This is a genomic window from Rhodococcus sp. no. 34 (assembly GCF_054589475.1).
In genome coordinates this window covers 87,684-101,854 of record NZ_BAAILK010000046.1, presented here as the reverse complement: position 1 = coordinate 101,854, position 14,171 = coordinate 87,684, and the positions used below count along the sequence as shown (strand labels likewise).

Here is a 14,171-nt window from a genome sequence, read left to right as displayed (position 1 = left end):
GTTGGAGGAATGCACCAACCTCTCACCGCAGACCTGAATCCCGCGGACGAGGTAGTCGCCGTGTACGACCGGACGGGTAATCCGATCGGCCGAGCACCACGTTCGGTCGTCTACTCGGGTGGGCTCTGGCACGCGAGTGCGGGCGTCCTGGTTCGTACCGGGGACGGCTCCCGCATCTACGTCCATCGCCGAACCGACACGAAAGCGGTGTTCGGGGGCTATCACGACTGTCTGGCCGGAGGTGTCGTCGATCCAGGCGAGACGCCGCAGGAAACTGCGATCCGTGAAGTCGGTGAAGAACTCGGAATCTTCGGAACGGCAGACCAGCCACTCCAACTGACGGAGATCGCTCGAAAATCCTGGGACGGCGAGTGGAACAACTCTCCGTTGCGCTGTCACCTGTTTGCGTTCGAACTCAGATACGACGGGCCGATGGCACATCAGCCCAGCGAGATCGCCGAAGGTTGGTGGTGGACGCCGAAAGAACTCGGCGCCCACCTGCAGGACCCGTCGTGGCCGTTCGTTCCGGACTCACGCGCGCTGCTGGCCGACTATTGCTGGAGCTGAACACCGCTGGGACTGAACACTGGTGGGACCTGTGATCAGCCCGGGGTGATCGCCGAGAGCCAAGCAGCGAACGCGCTGGGGTTGCGGGTCTGCGCGAGAACGCGTCCTGGGCCGGTGAAGTCGAAGACAAATCCTTCACCGGACTTCATCGACTGAATGGTGCGCCCCTGAACGGCGCGCCGCATGTTGAAATTCATGCCGAGGTCGTAGGCGACCACGTGACCGGTATCGATCGTGACTGTCTCGCCTGGCTGCAAGTCGATGACGTCGATCGCGCCGTAGACGGCCAGCACTACTTCACCGTCGCCACTTGCCCGCAGGCCGAAGCCGCCCTCACCGCCGAAGAGGTTGGACATGCCGCCCCACTTGGACTCGACCGTCACACCGTAGGAGTTGGCCAACCAGGTTCCACGGTTGAGGAAGAACGGGCGATCAGAGGTGATGGTCAGCGGGATCAGATCTCCGGGAAGCACACCAGTCACGTCGACCCAACCACCTTGCTGCGGAGCGGTATACGTCGTGACGAAAAATGATTCGCCGCTCAGCATCGACCGCTTGAGTCCCTGCAGGACGCCGCCCTGCGCCTTCGCTTCGAGAACTACGCCGGCAGAATGCGCGAGCATCGCCCCGCTCTCCACGCGCAGCGGTTCGCCGGGCGCGAGGTAGCAGCGAGCGACTGTGGACGACGGATTGTGTCGAAGATGTATCTGCACGGCGGGACTCTAAACCAGCGCGACCGACCGGTCCAATCGCAACGAAGTCAACGGCAGCGACGCACAGATCGGGCCGACGACTCCCGTGGAGTGGCCGGCCCGATCGGTGTTGGTTTCGCTACAGGTACTGGCCCGTGTTCGACTCTGTGTCGATCGCGCGGCTGGCACTGGCGTTCTTGCCGGTGACGAGAGTGCGGATGTAGACGATCCGCTCACCCTTCTTGCCCGAAATACGTGCCCAGTCATCAGGATTGGTGGTGTTGGGCAGATCCTCGTTCTCGGCGAACTCGTCGACGATGGAATCGAAGAGGTGCTGCACACGCAAGCCCGGAGCACCGGTGTCGAGTACCGACTTGATCGCGTACTTCTTGGCGCGGTCGACGATGTTCTGGATCATCGCACCCGAGTTGAAGTCCTTGAAGAACAGAACTTCCTTGTCGCCGTTGGCGTAGGTGACCTCGAGAAAACGATTCTCTTCGCTCTCCGCGTACATGCGATCGACGACGCGAACGATCATCGCCTTCAAGCAGGCGGTGCGATCGCCACCGAACTCGGCGAGGTCGTCCGCATTGATCGGCAGACCGTCCACCAGGTACTTCGAGAAGATGTCCTGAGCGGATTCCGCGTCGGGGCGCTCGATCTTGATCTTCACGTCCAGTCGGCCCGGACGCAGGATGGCCGGGTCGATCATGTCCTCACGGTTGGAAGCGCCGATGACGATGACGTTCTCGAGCCCTTCCACACCGTCGATCTCGCTGAGCAGCTGCGGAACGACCGTTGTCTCCACGTCGGAAGAGACTCCCGAACCACGGGTACGGAAGATCGAGTCCATCTCGTCGAAGAAGACGATCACCGGAGTGCCCTCGGACGCCTTCTCACGAGCACGCTGGAAGATCATCCGGATGTGACGCTCGGTTTCGCCGACGAACTTGTTCAGAAGTTCCGGGCCCTTGATGTTCAGGAAGTAGGACTTGGCGTCCTTGCTGTCCTGACCGCGGGCTTCGGCGATCTTCTTGGCCAACGAGTTGGCGACGGCCTTGGCGATGAGCGTCTTGCCGCAACCAGGCGGACCGTAGAGCAGTACACCCTTCGGCGGCCTCAGCGAGTACTCGTGGAACAGATCCTTGTGGAGGAACGGGAGTTCGACGGCATCACGGATCTGCTCGATCTGACGCCCGAGACCACCGATGTCGTCGTAGTGAACGTCCGGAACTTCCTCGAGAACCAGATCTTCGACCTCGGCCTTCGGGATGCGCTCGAAGGCGTACCCGGCCTTGGTGTCGACGAGCAACGAGTCACCCGGACGCAGTTTCCTGGTCGGAGAATCGGCGTCGTACGCGATGATGTCGGCTTCGGGGTCGGCGAAGACTGCCGCCAACGGTGCTGCGAGCCAGACGATGCGCTCTTCGTCGGCATGGCCGACCACCAGTGCGCGCAAGCCGTCGTCGAGTACCTCACGGAGCGTGCTGATCTCACCGACCTGCTCGTAGGTGCCGGCCTCGACGATGGTGAGTGCCTCGTTGAGGCGAACCGTCTGCCCGAGGGCGAGGGTGTCCGTGTCGATGTTCGGTGAGCACGTCAACCGCATCTTGCGACCCGACGTGAACACGTCGACGGTCTTGTCCTCGTGTACCGAGAGAAGGACTCCGTAACCGCTCGGCGGTTGACCGAGTCTGTCGACTTCTTCACGAAGCGCGATGAGCTGCTGACGGGCCTCTTTGAGGGTGTCCATCAACTTGCTGTTTCGGATGGACAACGAGTCCACCTTCGACTCCAGCTCACGCACCTGCTCCGGCGATTGTGCAAGTTGTCGGCGCAGTACTTGTGCTTCCACTCGTAGCGCGTGGAGTTCTTCTGCTGCCGCAACCGAATCCGGGTTCTCTGTCGAGCTCATGTGCGTCTCCTCCCAGTGCGATCCATCAACGCTACCGGCATAAGGCCCCAACTGTCGCCAGACACGGTGCGCGAGTGCGAATTCACACCTGCGCGCGGACCGTGCCGACTGGTCTCGAGCCAGAATTTGGTCATGTTAGCCTTGCCTACAAGATGGAGACAGCGCCTGTCTCTCTTTACAACGAAAGGTAACGCTGTGATCATCCGCAAGACTCTCATCAGCGCTTGTGCTGTCGCTGCCGTCCTGACCATGGGTGCATGCAGCTCGGACGACAACAAGGATTCGACGGCTGCAAGTTCGACTTCCGCCGCCGCCTCGAGCACCACGGCCAAGGCCTCGGCTTCCGCCACGACGTCAGCTGCCGCTGCCGCAGCGGCTCCGACGGCCGAGGAGCTCAACGCTTCGCTCGTCGCTCTGATCGATCCGGCCAAGCCGATCGAGGAGAAGACCGCTCTGGTGGTCGACGGAACCAAGCGTCAGGCCAACATCGAGACGATGAGTGCTGCGCTGGGCGGTAACCCTGCCTACGCGATCACGTTCAACGTGGACAACGTCAAGGTCGACGGTCAGACCGCAACCGCAGACGTCGCCGTCGTCAGCCCGCACGGCGCCGCCCCGGCCACCCCGTGGACCTGGGAGCTCGAAGACGGCTCCTGGAAGCTGTCCGACACCTCGGCATGCGTGCTCCTGGAAATGGGCCGCGCTTCCTGCACCGCATAACTTCCAGCTACTACAAGAGCGGCGATCCGGATACCGGATCGCCGTTCTTGTTGTTTTCGTGTGACTACTTGGCCGCGGTGTTCGAGCCCTTGCCCGCACGCCGCTGCGGCTTCGGGGTGACAGTTCCTTCGGCGAGACGACGAGCGCTCACGAGGAACGCGGTGTGGCCTTGCATCCGATGTTCGGGGCGCACCGCCAATCCGACGACGTGCCAACCGCGCACGATCGATTCCCACGAGCGGGGCTCGGTCCAGCATTCTTGCTCCCGCATCGCCTCGACGACCTTCGAGAGCTGAGTAACGGTCGCGACGTAGACGATCAACACGCCGCCCGGCACGAGTGCCTTCGAGACGGCGGGCAGGACGTCCCACGGGGCCAGCATGTCGAGGACGACGCGATCGACCTTGCCTCCGTGCGCTTCCGGATCGAACTCGGCGAGATCGGCGATGGTCAGTTCCCAGTTCGGCGGACGTTCCCCGAAGAAGGTCTCGACGTTGCGAACCGCATGTTCGGCATGATCGTCGCGGACCTCGTAGGAGATGACCTTGCCCTCGGGTCCGACGGCACGCAGCAGCGAACATGTCAGTGCGCCGGAGCCGGCTCCGGCCTCGAGCACGCGTGCTCCGGGGAACACGTCGCCTTCGTGGACGATCTGAGCTGCGTCCTTCGGGTAGATGACCTGGGCACCGCGCGGCATGGACAGCACGTAGTCCACCAGCAGGGGGCGCAGTGCGAGATAGGGCGTGCCGTTGACCGACTTGACGACGCTGCCCTCGTCGGCACCGATCAGATCGTTGTGAACGATTCCGCCCTTGTGGGTGTGGTATTCGCGGTTCGCCTCGAGAACGATCGTGTAGTGGCGTCCCTTGCCGTCGGTCAGCTGTACTCGGTCGCCGACGCGGAACGGACCTGACGGCCGCTTGCCCGGCGCAGTGAGATCAGCTTCTGGAAGCTCTTGTTCGGGAATCTCGGCGACAGCGGACTGCGCAACCTCATCCACTTCGGTCGTGCCTTCTTCTGGTTGCAGCTCGTTCGCCATGCGCAGATGATCCCTGTTCGCTTGTTTCCGGTGTCCTCGCCACCGGCTCCGACGGAGTTGTCGGACCAACCGCATAGCCTGCCAGGTGTGAGCTCTGTCGAATTGCCAACCCCCACTCCAACGGGTGCAACATCACACGAGCGCCCGCGTAGTCGGCCGGCGCTCTCTCCGTCTCGGGCGGGTGACTACAAACAATGCCCCCTGCTCTATCGCTTCCGAGCAGTCGACAGAATTCCGGAAACGCCAACCAGAGCCCAGGTCAGAGGCACCGTCGTACACGCGGCACTGGAAGCACTGTTTGCACTCCCGACCGGTCACCGGGTTCCCGATCGCGCAGCCGAACTCGTCCGTCCCGCGTGGGAACGTGTCAGTGCCGAGTCTCCCGAGGCCGCTGACCTTGTTCCGGAGGGCGAGCTGGATTCGTTCCTCGACGAAGTCGGCAAGCTCGTCGCGACGTACTACACGCTCGAAGATCCCACTCGATTCGATGCCGAGGCGTGCGAGGTCTACGTCGAGACCGAATTGGAGAACGGCGTTCGACTCCGCGGCTTCGTCGACCGGATAGACGTTGCACCGACGGGTGAGGTGCGGGTGGTCGACTACAAGACCGGAAAAGCGCCTCGCGAGTTCACCGAATCCAAGGCGCTCTTCCAGATGAAGTTCTACGCGCTCGTACTGCTGCGCACTCGCGGAATCGTTCCCGCACAACTGCGCCTGATCTATCTGGCCTCCGGCTCGATTCTCACGTACGCCCCGGATCACGACGAGCTCATCCGATTCGAGCGAACCCTCTCCGCCATCTGGAAAGCGATCCTCGCAGCAGGTGCGACCGGAGACTTCAGACCCAAGCCTGGCAAACTGTGCGACTGGTGCGATCACAAGTCACTGTGCCCCTCGTTCGGCGGAACACCTCCGCCCTATCCAGGTTGGCCGGACCTGCTGAGCACCGAACCTGTTGCCGCAAAGGAGAATTCATAACATGACGGACAGTTCGTACTACCGCTACCTCGGAACGACGGAGGAAGGGCACGAGCGGTTCGCGAGCACGCAGGCAACTGTCAGCATCTGGGGCCCGACACTGCAGCACGGCGCTCCCCCGTCGGCGCTGTTGGTACGAGCCCTCGAGCGGTGCGGTGCGCGCGACGAAACCCGTCTGACGCGCGTCGTCGTCGAGATTCTCGGACCGATTCCGATTGCCGACCTCGAAGTCCGGTCCTGGATCGAACGACCCGGTCGCCGAATCGAATTGATCGTCGCCGAACTGTGGGCAACCACCGCCGACGGATCTGCACGCGCGGTTGCGCGCGGTACGGCGTGGCGGATGGAGACGGTGGATACCGGCGACGTCGTCCACGTAGTCGATCCCCCGCTCGAACCCCGCGACAGCGGCACCCCGGGCGTTCTCGAGGGTCTGTGGAGCGTCGGCTATCTCAAGACCCTCGACTGGTCCTGGATTGCTCCGATCGGGTGCGTGGGAACCGGCAAGGTATGGGCGCGCCCCAAGCCAGAGCTGGTCGAGGGTGAGAAGATGTCTGCTCTCGAGCGTTTGTTCGCGGTGGCCGACATCTCAAACGGGGTCGGCGCCAAGCTCGACCCGGAGCACTGGACGTTCCTCAACACCGATCTCACGGTGCATATCTTCCGTGTGCCCGAGGGAGAGTGGGTCGGTGTCGCCGCCGAAACCACAACGGGTCCGGACGGCGTCGGCATGTGTGCGGGCGTGCTCTACGACGAGCAGGGTGCCGTGGGCCGTATCGCCCAGACTTTGCAGATTCGCGCCCGTTCCTGATTTCCAGGAACGGGCGCGAATGCGCGTAAATCTATTCAGGCAGTGATCAGAAAGCGCGTACCGAGCGGATGTTCGACGCGAGGATGGCCTTGGCACCGAGTTCGGCCAAGGCATCCATCACCTGGTTGTGTCCCTTGATCGGGACCATCGCGCGAACCGCGACCCAGTCGGGATCGGCCAACGGTGAGAGGGTCGGCGATTCCATACCGGGAGTCATCTTGATGGCGTCGTCGAGGATGGTGCGCGGGCAGTCGTAGTCGATCATCAGATTCTGCTGCGCGAAGACAATTCCGCGTACGCGTTCGATGAGCTGGTTGCGGGCGGGATCGTCCTGCGGAGCGCCGGTGCGCTCGATCAGGACACCTTCGGAATCGCAGAGCGATTCACCGAAAGCCACGAGGTTGTGTTGGCGGAGAGTACGACCCGATCCGACCACGTCGGCGATCGCGTCGGCGACGCCGAGCTGAATCGAGATTTCCACTGCTCCGTCGAGACGGATGACGGTGGCGTCGAGTCCGCGATCTGTGAGGTCCTTACGGACCAGGTTCGGGTACGACGTTGCAATGCGCAGGCCGGACAGATCCTCGACGGCCCAGTCCTTGCCGGCAGGTGCTGCGTAACGGAACGACGAACGGCCGAAGCCCAGTGACAGACGCTCGGATACGGGAGCACCCGAGTCGCCGGCGAGATCACGACCGGTGATGCCGAGATCCAGCTCACCGGAGCCGACGTAGATCGCAATGTCCTTGGGGCGCAAGAAGAAGAACTCGACCTGATTGGCCGGATCGAGGACTGTCAGATCACGGGAATCGGTGCGTCGACGGTAGCCGGCCTCGCTGAGAATCTCGGCGGCGGACTCGGACAGTGAGCCTTTGTTGGGAACTGCTACGCGCAGCATGGTGGATGTCCTTTCGGAAGGTGTGGGTGACGTGAGACGACATGAATCGGAAGCCCTGGACGAGCGAGACGGAGTACATCTCGCTGGTCAGCTCCGATCACAGATGTCGGTACACGTCCTCGAGGGTCAGTCCGCGACCGACCATCAACACCTGCGTCCAGTACAGCAGCTGGGAAATTTCCTCGGCTAGCTGCTCATCGCTCTGGTATTCCGCAGCGATCCACACTTCACCGGCTTCCTCGATGACCTTTTTGCCCTGAGCATGCACACCGGCGTCGAGGGCGGCGACAGTGCCGGACCCCTCGGGGCGAGTAGCAGCGCGCTCGGTCAATTCGGCGAACAAGGATTCGAAGGTCTTCACGGGTAGCTATTCTTTCACGAGGACGGAAGCGGTTTTCACACGCCCACGAACAGCGGTGTTCACAGGCCTGCGTCGAGGCTGCGCGAACTCACGAACCTGCGGGTCTGCCCGGTGATCGGATCCGGGTACTCCAACGCTCGCGCCAACAATCGCAACGGAGTCGAGAAGTCACCGGGCACTGCGGGCAGATACTCCGGATAGTAGTTGTCACCGACGATCGGGACGCCCAGCGAGTTGAGGTGCAGCCGAAGCTGATGGGTCCGGCCGGTCCGTGGGAGCAACCTGTATCGCCCGAGCGTCCGGCCGGCCGAGTCGGTGATCACCTCGATCAGTTCGATCGACGTCTCACTGTTCGGCTCGCCCGCGATTTCGGTAGCCGTCATCTCGCCGTGAACTTTGTTGATGCGGCTGCGCACCGTGCGAGGGAAAGTCAGTTCCGGATCGAAGCCCGCAATCGCCTCGTACTCCTTGACGATCCGCTGCTCGGCAAAAAGTTCCTGGTACGGCCGTCGTAGGTCCGGTGTCACGGTGAACACGATGACACCCGCCGTCATCCGGTCGAGGCGGTGAACTGGCGCAAGATCCGGAAGGCCCAGGTCACGACGCAGGCGCACGACTGCGCTTTCGACGATGTGCGCTCCCCGTGGAATGGTCGCCAGGAAGTGCGGTTTGTCGATCACGAGAATCGAGTCGTCGCGGTACAAGATCTCGATCTCGTGCGGAACCGGAATCTCGGGGGCCGGCTCGCGGTAGAAGTACACGAACCGGGTCGGCTGATAGGGCGTTCGGCTCGTGATCTTCCGCCCGTGCTCGTCGACGACGTCCCCGGCGCTGACGAGGTCCGCCCACAGGTCCCGCTCCCCGGGATGCTCGCCGACCAGGTGCTCGAGGACGGTCCGCGCCGACGACTCCGCCGGCATCCGCAGCCGGTCAGGTCCGAGACCGTTTCGGATCGGCAACGGAGCCTTGGGCACAGCTCAGTCCTGCTCGAGGTCTGGTGAACAACTCTCACAGAGCAATTCGAGGGTTCGGCCGTCGCCGTCGATCCGGTTGCGGTACCGCGGGGTCGGAGTACCACAATCGACACACACGCCGAGTGTCTTGGCTTCGGATGAGAACTCGATGTTCATCCGCTTGTCGAACACGTACAGGGAACCGTCCCAGAGGCCGCGGTCGCCGAAAGTCTCGCCGTAACGGACGATTCCGCCGTCCAACTGATAGACCTCGTCGAAGCCACGTGAGCGCATCAGCGAAGACAACACCTCACAGCGCACTCCGCCGGTGCAGTACGTGACCACGGCTTTGCCCTTGAGATGGTCGTATTTGCCACTGTCGAGTTCGTTGACGAAATCCCGAGTGGTGGCGACGTCCGGAACTATCGCATCTCGGAAACGGCCGATCTCGGCTTCGAAGGCATTGCGCCCGTCGAAGAACACGACGTCGTCACCGCGAGTGTCGACGAGTTCGTGTAGTTCCTTGGGCACCAGGTGAACTCCTCCGCCGACCACACCGTTCTCGTCGACTTTCAGCTCGTCGGGGGCACCGAACGTCACGATCTCCGAGCGTGCCTTGACACTCAGACGAGGGAAATCGTCCCCGAGGCCGTCCGACCACTTGATGTCAGCGGTACGGAAGGGTTCGTAACCACGCGTACCACGGACATATCGCTTGACATCCTCGATGTCTCCGCCGACCGTCGCGTTGATCCCGTGCGGCGAGACGATGATCCGGCCCGTCAGGTTGTTGGACTCGGCCAGGCTGTGCTGCCACAGCTTGATCGCTTCCGGGTCCGCCAACGGCGTGAACTGGTAGAAGAGAACAATTTTCGGAATAGCCACAGCAAATCCAGCCTAACGTGCCGCGCTCGAGTGAACGTCGTGAAGATCGTGAATGGACAAGTCCAACAGGGACTCTCGAAACACGCGTCCAGGGCCGGCGGGGACGTCGACCTCACACGGAACGACGAGCACCGCGCAACCCGCAGCGCTGGCCGACGCCGTGCCGGTCGGCGAGTCCTCGATCGCGAGGCACTGCGCCGGCTCGAGTCCGAGCAGATGCGCGCCGCGCAGGTACGGATCCGCTGCCGGTTTCCCGTTGGGGACCTCGTCGCCACACACCGAATGGTCGAAGAACTCACGGCCGAGCATGCCGAGTGCCCGATCGACCAGAACTCGCTCGGTGTTGGTGACCAGTGCAGAACGCAGACCACCGTCACGCACGGTCGACAGTGCGTCGCGAGCACCCGGCCGCCAGGTCACGCCGTCCTCGAAAAGATCGCCGACGCGGGTGTACATCCAGTCCTTCGCCTCGGCGATGGCATCGGGATGCTTCTCCAGGCCGAGAGCGTCGAACACCGTCGCAAGGGCGAAGGGGCTCGACGCACCGATGACGGCAACGCGTGTCGCTTCCGTCATCGGTCCGCCCAGGCGTAGGGACAGCTCACGAAGCGCGATGTCCCACAGCTTCTCCGAATCGAGCAGGGTGCCGTCCATGTCCCACAGGACACCACCGAGCGTTGATTCGGATACTTCGGTCAACAACTCAGACATTGAAATACTTTGCTTCCGGGTGGTGCAGGACAAAAGCGTCCGTGGACTGCTCGGGATGCAGCTGCAGCTCCTCGGACAATTCGACGCCGATTCGTTCGGGTTCGAGCAACGCAACCAACTTGGCTCGATCCTCGAGATCCGGGCACGCGCCGTATCCGAACGAATAACGAGCGCCGCGGTACTCGAGATCGAAGTAACCGGCAACCTCGGTGGGATCCTGCTCCGCGACGGTGTGACCCTCGGGAAGCACTAGCTCTTCACGGACGCGTCGATGCCAGTACTCGGCCAGAGACTCCGTGAGCTGGACACCGATTCCGTGAACCTCGAGGTAATCGCGGTACGAGTTCGATGCGAACAACTCGTTGGCGAAGTCCGCGATCGGCTGACCCATCGTCACCAACTGGAACGGAAGAACGTCGACCTGCCCGGTGGCCTCGGCGTCCTTGCGCGAGCGAACGAAGTCCGCGATGCACAGGAAGCGGTCGCGGTGCTGGCGCGGGTAGGTGAACCGGAACCTTTCGGGTGCATCCGGTTTCGGCTCGGTGAGCACGATGACGTCGTCGCCCTCCGAGATCGCCGGGAAGTACCCGTACACGACCGCGGCATGCGCGAGGATGCCCTCGGACGTCAACCGATCGAGCCAGTACCGAAGTCGCGGACGGCCTTCCGACTCGACCAGTTCCTCGTACGTCGGACCGTCGCCCTTGCGCTGACCGCGAAGGCCCCACTGGCCGAGGAAAAGAGCGCGCTCGTCGAGCAGCCCCGAGTACTCGGACAGTGAGATTCCCTTGACGATGCGCGAGCCCCAGAAGGGAGGTGTCGGCACCGCGATGTCGGTTGCGACATCGGAACGCTCCGGCAGGACCACGGGAACCGCTGCAGCCTTACGCTTTTCGGCGATGCGCTTGGAACGCTCGTGACGTGCCTTACGCTCGGCAGCCTTCTCGCGAGCAGCGATGGCCTCCGGGCTGTCCGGCGCCGGGCCGCCACCACGCTTGGTCGTCATGATCTGGTCCATCAAGTTCAGACCCTCGAAGGCGTCGCGGGCATAGCTGACGTCGCCCTCGTACACCTCCTGCAGGTCGTTCTCGACGTAGGAGCGCGTGAGCGCCGCACCACCGAGCAGAACCGGGAACTTCTCGGCGACTCCGCGTGCGTTGAGTTCCTGGAGGTTTTCCTTCATCACGACAGTGGACTTCACGAGCAGTCCGGACATGCCGATCACGTCGGCTTTCTTGTCCAACGCGACGTCGAGGATGGTCGCGATCGGCTGCTTGATACCGATGTTGACGACCTCGTAGCCGTTGTTGCTCAAGATGATGTCGACCAGGTTCTTGCCGATGTCGTGAACGTCGCCCTTGACGGTCGCGATCACGATGCGACCCTTGCCGTCCTCGTCGCTCGCTTCCATGTGCGGTTCGAGGAATGCCACGGCAGCCTTCATGACCTCGGCCGACTGCAACACGAACGGCAACTGCATCTGTCCGGAGCCGAACAGCTCGCCGACGGTCTTCATGCCCGAGAGCAAGGTCTCGTTGATGATGGCCAGCGGAGGCTTGATCGTCATCGCCTCGGTGAGGTCGTCGTCGAGGCCGTTGCGCTCGCCGTCGACGATGCGGCGTTCGAGCCGGTCGAACAACGGAAGTCCCGCCAGTTCCTGCGCACGGGACTCACGCGCCGACGCTGCCGAAACGCCCTCGAACAGAGCCATCAGCTTCTGCAGCGGGTCGTACCCCTCGCTACGACGGTCGTAGACGAGGTCGAGTGCGGTTTCACGCTGCTCGTCAGGAATTCGGGCCATCGGCAGAATCTTGGACGCATGAACGATCGCCGTGTCCAGACCTGCCTCGGTGCACTCGTGCAGGAACACCGAGTTGAGGACCTGACGAGCTGCCGGGTTCAAACCGAACGAGATGTTCGAGATACCAAGGGTGAAGTGCAGTTCCGGGTACGCAGCCTTGAGCTGACGGATGGCTTCGATGGTCTCGATGCCGTCGCGTCGTACCTCTTCCTGACCGGTGGAGATGGGGAAGGTCAAGGCGTCGACGATGATGTCGGACTCGGCGAGTCCCCAGTTTCCCTTGATGTCCTCGATCAGACGCTTGGCGATGGCAACCTTCGTCTCGGCGGTGCGAGCCTGGCCCTCTTCGTCGATGGTCAGGGCGACGACTGCCGCGCCGTGCTCCTTGACCAGAGTCATGATCTTGTGGAAACGCGATTCGGGGCCGGCGCCGTCTTCGTAGTTGACGGAGTTGACGGCGCAGCGGCCACCGAGGTGCTCGAGGCCGGCCTGCAGCACGGCAGGCTCGGTGGAGTCGAGCATGATCGGCAGCGTCGAGGACGTCGCCAGGCGGCTGGCAAGTTCCGACATGTCGGCGGCACCGTCGCGGCCCACGTAGTCGACGTTGAGGTCGAGCATGTGTGCGCCGTCGCGGGTCTGGTCCTTGGCGATGTCCAGGCACTTCTGGTAGTCCGCGGAGAGCATTGCCTCGCGGAAAGCCTTGGAGCCGTTGGAGTTCGTGCGTTCGCCGATCATCAGGATGCTGGCGTCCTGCTCGAACGGCACCGCCGAGTACAGCGAAGAGGTGCTCGGCTCGTGGATCGGCGTGCGCTGGGCCTTCTCGACCTGACGGACCGCGTCGGCGACCGCGCTGATGTGCTCGGGCGTCGTACCGCAGCAGCCACCGACGAGGCCGAGTCCGAACTCGGAGACGAAACCACTGAGGGCTTCGGCCAATTCGTCGGCAGTCAGCGGATACTCGGCGCCCTTGGGACCGAGCTGCGGCAGGCCGGCATTGGGCATGACCGACACCGGCAGCGTGGAGTACTTGGACAGATGACGGAGATGTTCACTCATCTCGGCCGGCCCGGTGGCGCAGTTCAGACCGATCATGTCGATACCGAGTGGCTCGAGTGCCGTCAGCGCCGCACCGATCTCACTGCCGAGGAGCATCGTTCCGGTTGTCTCGACCGTCACGTGAGTGATGATCGGCAACCGCAGTCCGAGTTGCTCCATCGCACGCTGGCTGCCGAGGATTGCAGCTTTCACCTGAAGCAGGTCCTGGCAGGTTTCGACGAGGATGGCGTCGGCGCCACCGTCGATCATGCCGAGCGCAGCTTCGGTGTACGCGTCACGCAGGACTGCGTACGGTGCGTGTCCCAGGCTGGGGAGCTTGGTTCCCGGTCCCATCGAGCCGAGTACGAATCGGGCCATGCCGTCGCGGCCTGGTCCCATCTCGTCCGCTACTTCACGGGCGAGAGCAGTGCCTTTTTCCGCGAGTTCGCGGATCCGGTGAGAGATGTCGTAGTCGGCGAGGTTGGGCAGGTTGCAACCGAAGGTGTTGGTCTCGACGGCATCGGCACCAGCGGCGAAGTACGCACGGTGGATGTCTTTGAGCACGTCGGGACGGGTGTCGTTGAGGATCTCATTGCACCCCTCGAGGCCGAGGAAGTCGTCCAGGGTGAGGTCCGCGGCCTGCAACATGGTGCCCATCGCTCCGTCGCCGATGACAACGCGCTGTTTCAGCGCATCAAGCAGGGCAGAGTTAAATGGGGCAGACATGCCGTCCAGAGTAGTGGGCGCACCGACAAGCTCTGGCCGTAGGCTGGGTGGGTGAGTCCAAGTGAGTTCCCCGTCACTC

The 14,171-nt window shown here is 63.0% G+C and carries 13 protein-coding genes; 4 read left to right on the top strand and 9 right to left on the bottom strand.

The genetic code is table 11. The annotated features are described in order from the left end of the window. Positions 1-9: 9 nt before the first annotated feature. Complete coding sequence (locus ACYP01_RS21720; RefSeq protein WP_054828098.1) at positions 10-567, top strand: NUDIX hydrolase; 558 nt, start codon at positions 10-12, stop codon at positions 565-567. A 35-nt stretch (positions 568-602) separates the two neighbouring features. On the opposite strand, the gene ACYP01_RS21715 is transcribed toward ACYP01_RS21720, so the two are convergent. Then, positions 603-1,280, bottom strand: coding sequence for a TIGR00266 family protein (locus ACYP01_RS21715; protein WP_064444616.1), 678 nt, complete (start codon positions 1,278-1,280; stop codon positions 603-605). A gap of 118 nt (positions 1,281-1,398) precedes the next feature. Continuing rightward, positions 1,399-3,174: a proteasome ATPase gene (arc, locus tag ACYP01_RS21710; protein ID WP_003944870.1), complete on the bottom strand. Its 1,776-nt coding sequence runs from the start codon at positions 3,172-3,174 to the stop codon at positions 1,399-1,401. A gap of 195 nt (positions 3,175-3,369) precedes the next feature. Between arc and ACYP01_RS21705 the strand changes: the two genes are divergently transcribed. Next, a complete protein-coding gene (locus ACYP01_RS21705) occupies positions 3,370-3,894 on the top strand; it encodes a WKL family lipoprotein (protein WP_003944789.1) in 525 nt (174 codons plus the stop codon). Positions 3,895-3,958: 64 nt separating this feature from the next. Here the strand turns inward: ACYP01_RS21705 and ACYP01_RS21700 are convergent, their stop codons facing one another. After that, a complete protein-coding gene (locus tag ACYP01_RS21700; protein WP_218960111.1) occupies positions 3,959-4,933 on the bottom strand; it encodes a tRNA (adenine-N1)-methyltransferase in 975 nt (324 codons plus the stop codon). 87 nt (positions 4,934-5,020) lie between these two features. Here ACYP01_RS21700 and ACYP01_RS21695 point away from each other — a divergent pair, with 87 nt between their 5' ends. Continuing rightward, positions 5,021-5,911 (top strand): RecB family exonuclease, encoded by an 891-nt coding sequence (locus ACYP01_RS21695; protein ID WP_370852750.1) that lies wholly within the window; start codon positions 5,021-5,023, stop codon positions 5,909-5,911. 1 nt (position 5,912) lies between these two features. Beyond that, the gene (locus ACYP01_RS21690; protein ID WP_003944950.1) at positions 5,913-6,722 is read left to right on the top strand and encodes a thioesterase family protein; all 810 of its coding nucleotides are present in this window, start codon (positions 5,913-5,915) and stop codon (positions 6,720-6,722) included. A gap of 46 nt (positions 6,723-6,768) precedes the next feature. Here ACYP01_RS21690 and hisG read toward each other — a convergent pair whose 3' ends face one another. The 6 genes from hisG to metH form a co-directional block, all read right to left on the bottom strand. Beyond that, on the bottom strand, positions 6,769-7,620 hold the full coding sequence (gene hisG / locus ACYP01_RS21685) for an ATP phosphoribosyltransferase (protein WP_003944905.1): 852 nt from the start codon (positions 7,618-7,620) through the stop codon (positions 6,769-6,771). Between the two features lie 97 nt (positions 7,621-7,717). Then, positions 7,718-7,981: a phosphoribosyl-ATP diphosphatase gene (locus ACYP01_RS21680; RefSeq protein WP_003944933.1), complete on the bottom strand. Its 264-nt coding sequence runs from the start codon at positions 7,979-7,981 to the stop codon at positions 7,718-7,720. 59 nt (positions 7,982-8,040) lie between these two features. Continuing rightward, positions 8,041-8,901, bottom strand: coding sequence for a pseudouridine synthase (locus tag ACYP01_RS21675; protein WP_459683042.1), 861 nt, complete (start codon positions 8,899-8,901; stop codon positions 8,041-8,043). A gap of 57 nt (positions 8,902-8,958) precedes the next feature. Then, positions 8,959-9,819 carry an oxygen-dependent tRNA uridine(34) hydroxylase TrhO gene (gene trhO, locus ACYP01_RS21670; RefSeq protein ID WP_030536336.1) on the bottom strand — a complete coding sequence of 287 codons (861 nt, stop codon included), beginning with the start codon at positions 9,817-9,819 and terminating at the stop codon, positions 8,959-8,961. Between the two features lie 12 nt (positions 9,820-9,831). Beyond that, positions 9,832-10,530 carry an HAD family hydrolase gene (locus ACYP01_RS21665; protein WP_007729900.1) on the bottom strand — a complete coding sequence of 233 codons (699 nt, stop codon included), beginning with the start codon at positions 10,528-10,530 and terminating at the stop codon, positions 9,832-9,834. Beyond that, a complete protein-coding gene (metH, locus tag ACYP01_RS21660) occupies positions 10,523-14,092 on the bottom strand; it encodes a methionine synthase (protein WP_047270513.1) in 3,570 nt (1,189 codons plus the stop codon). Before metH ends, ACYP01_RS21665 begins: the two co-directional genes overlap by 8 nt. Positions 14,093-14,171 lie beyond the last annotated feature (79 nt).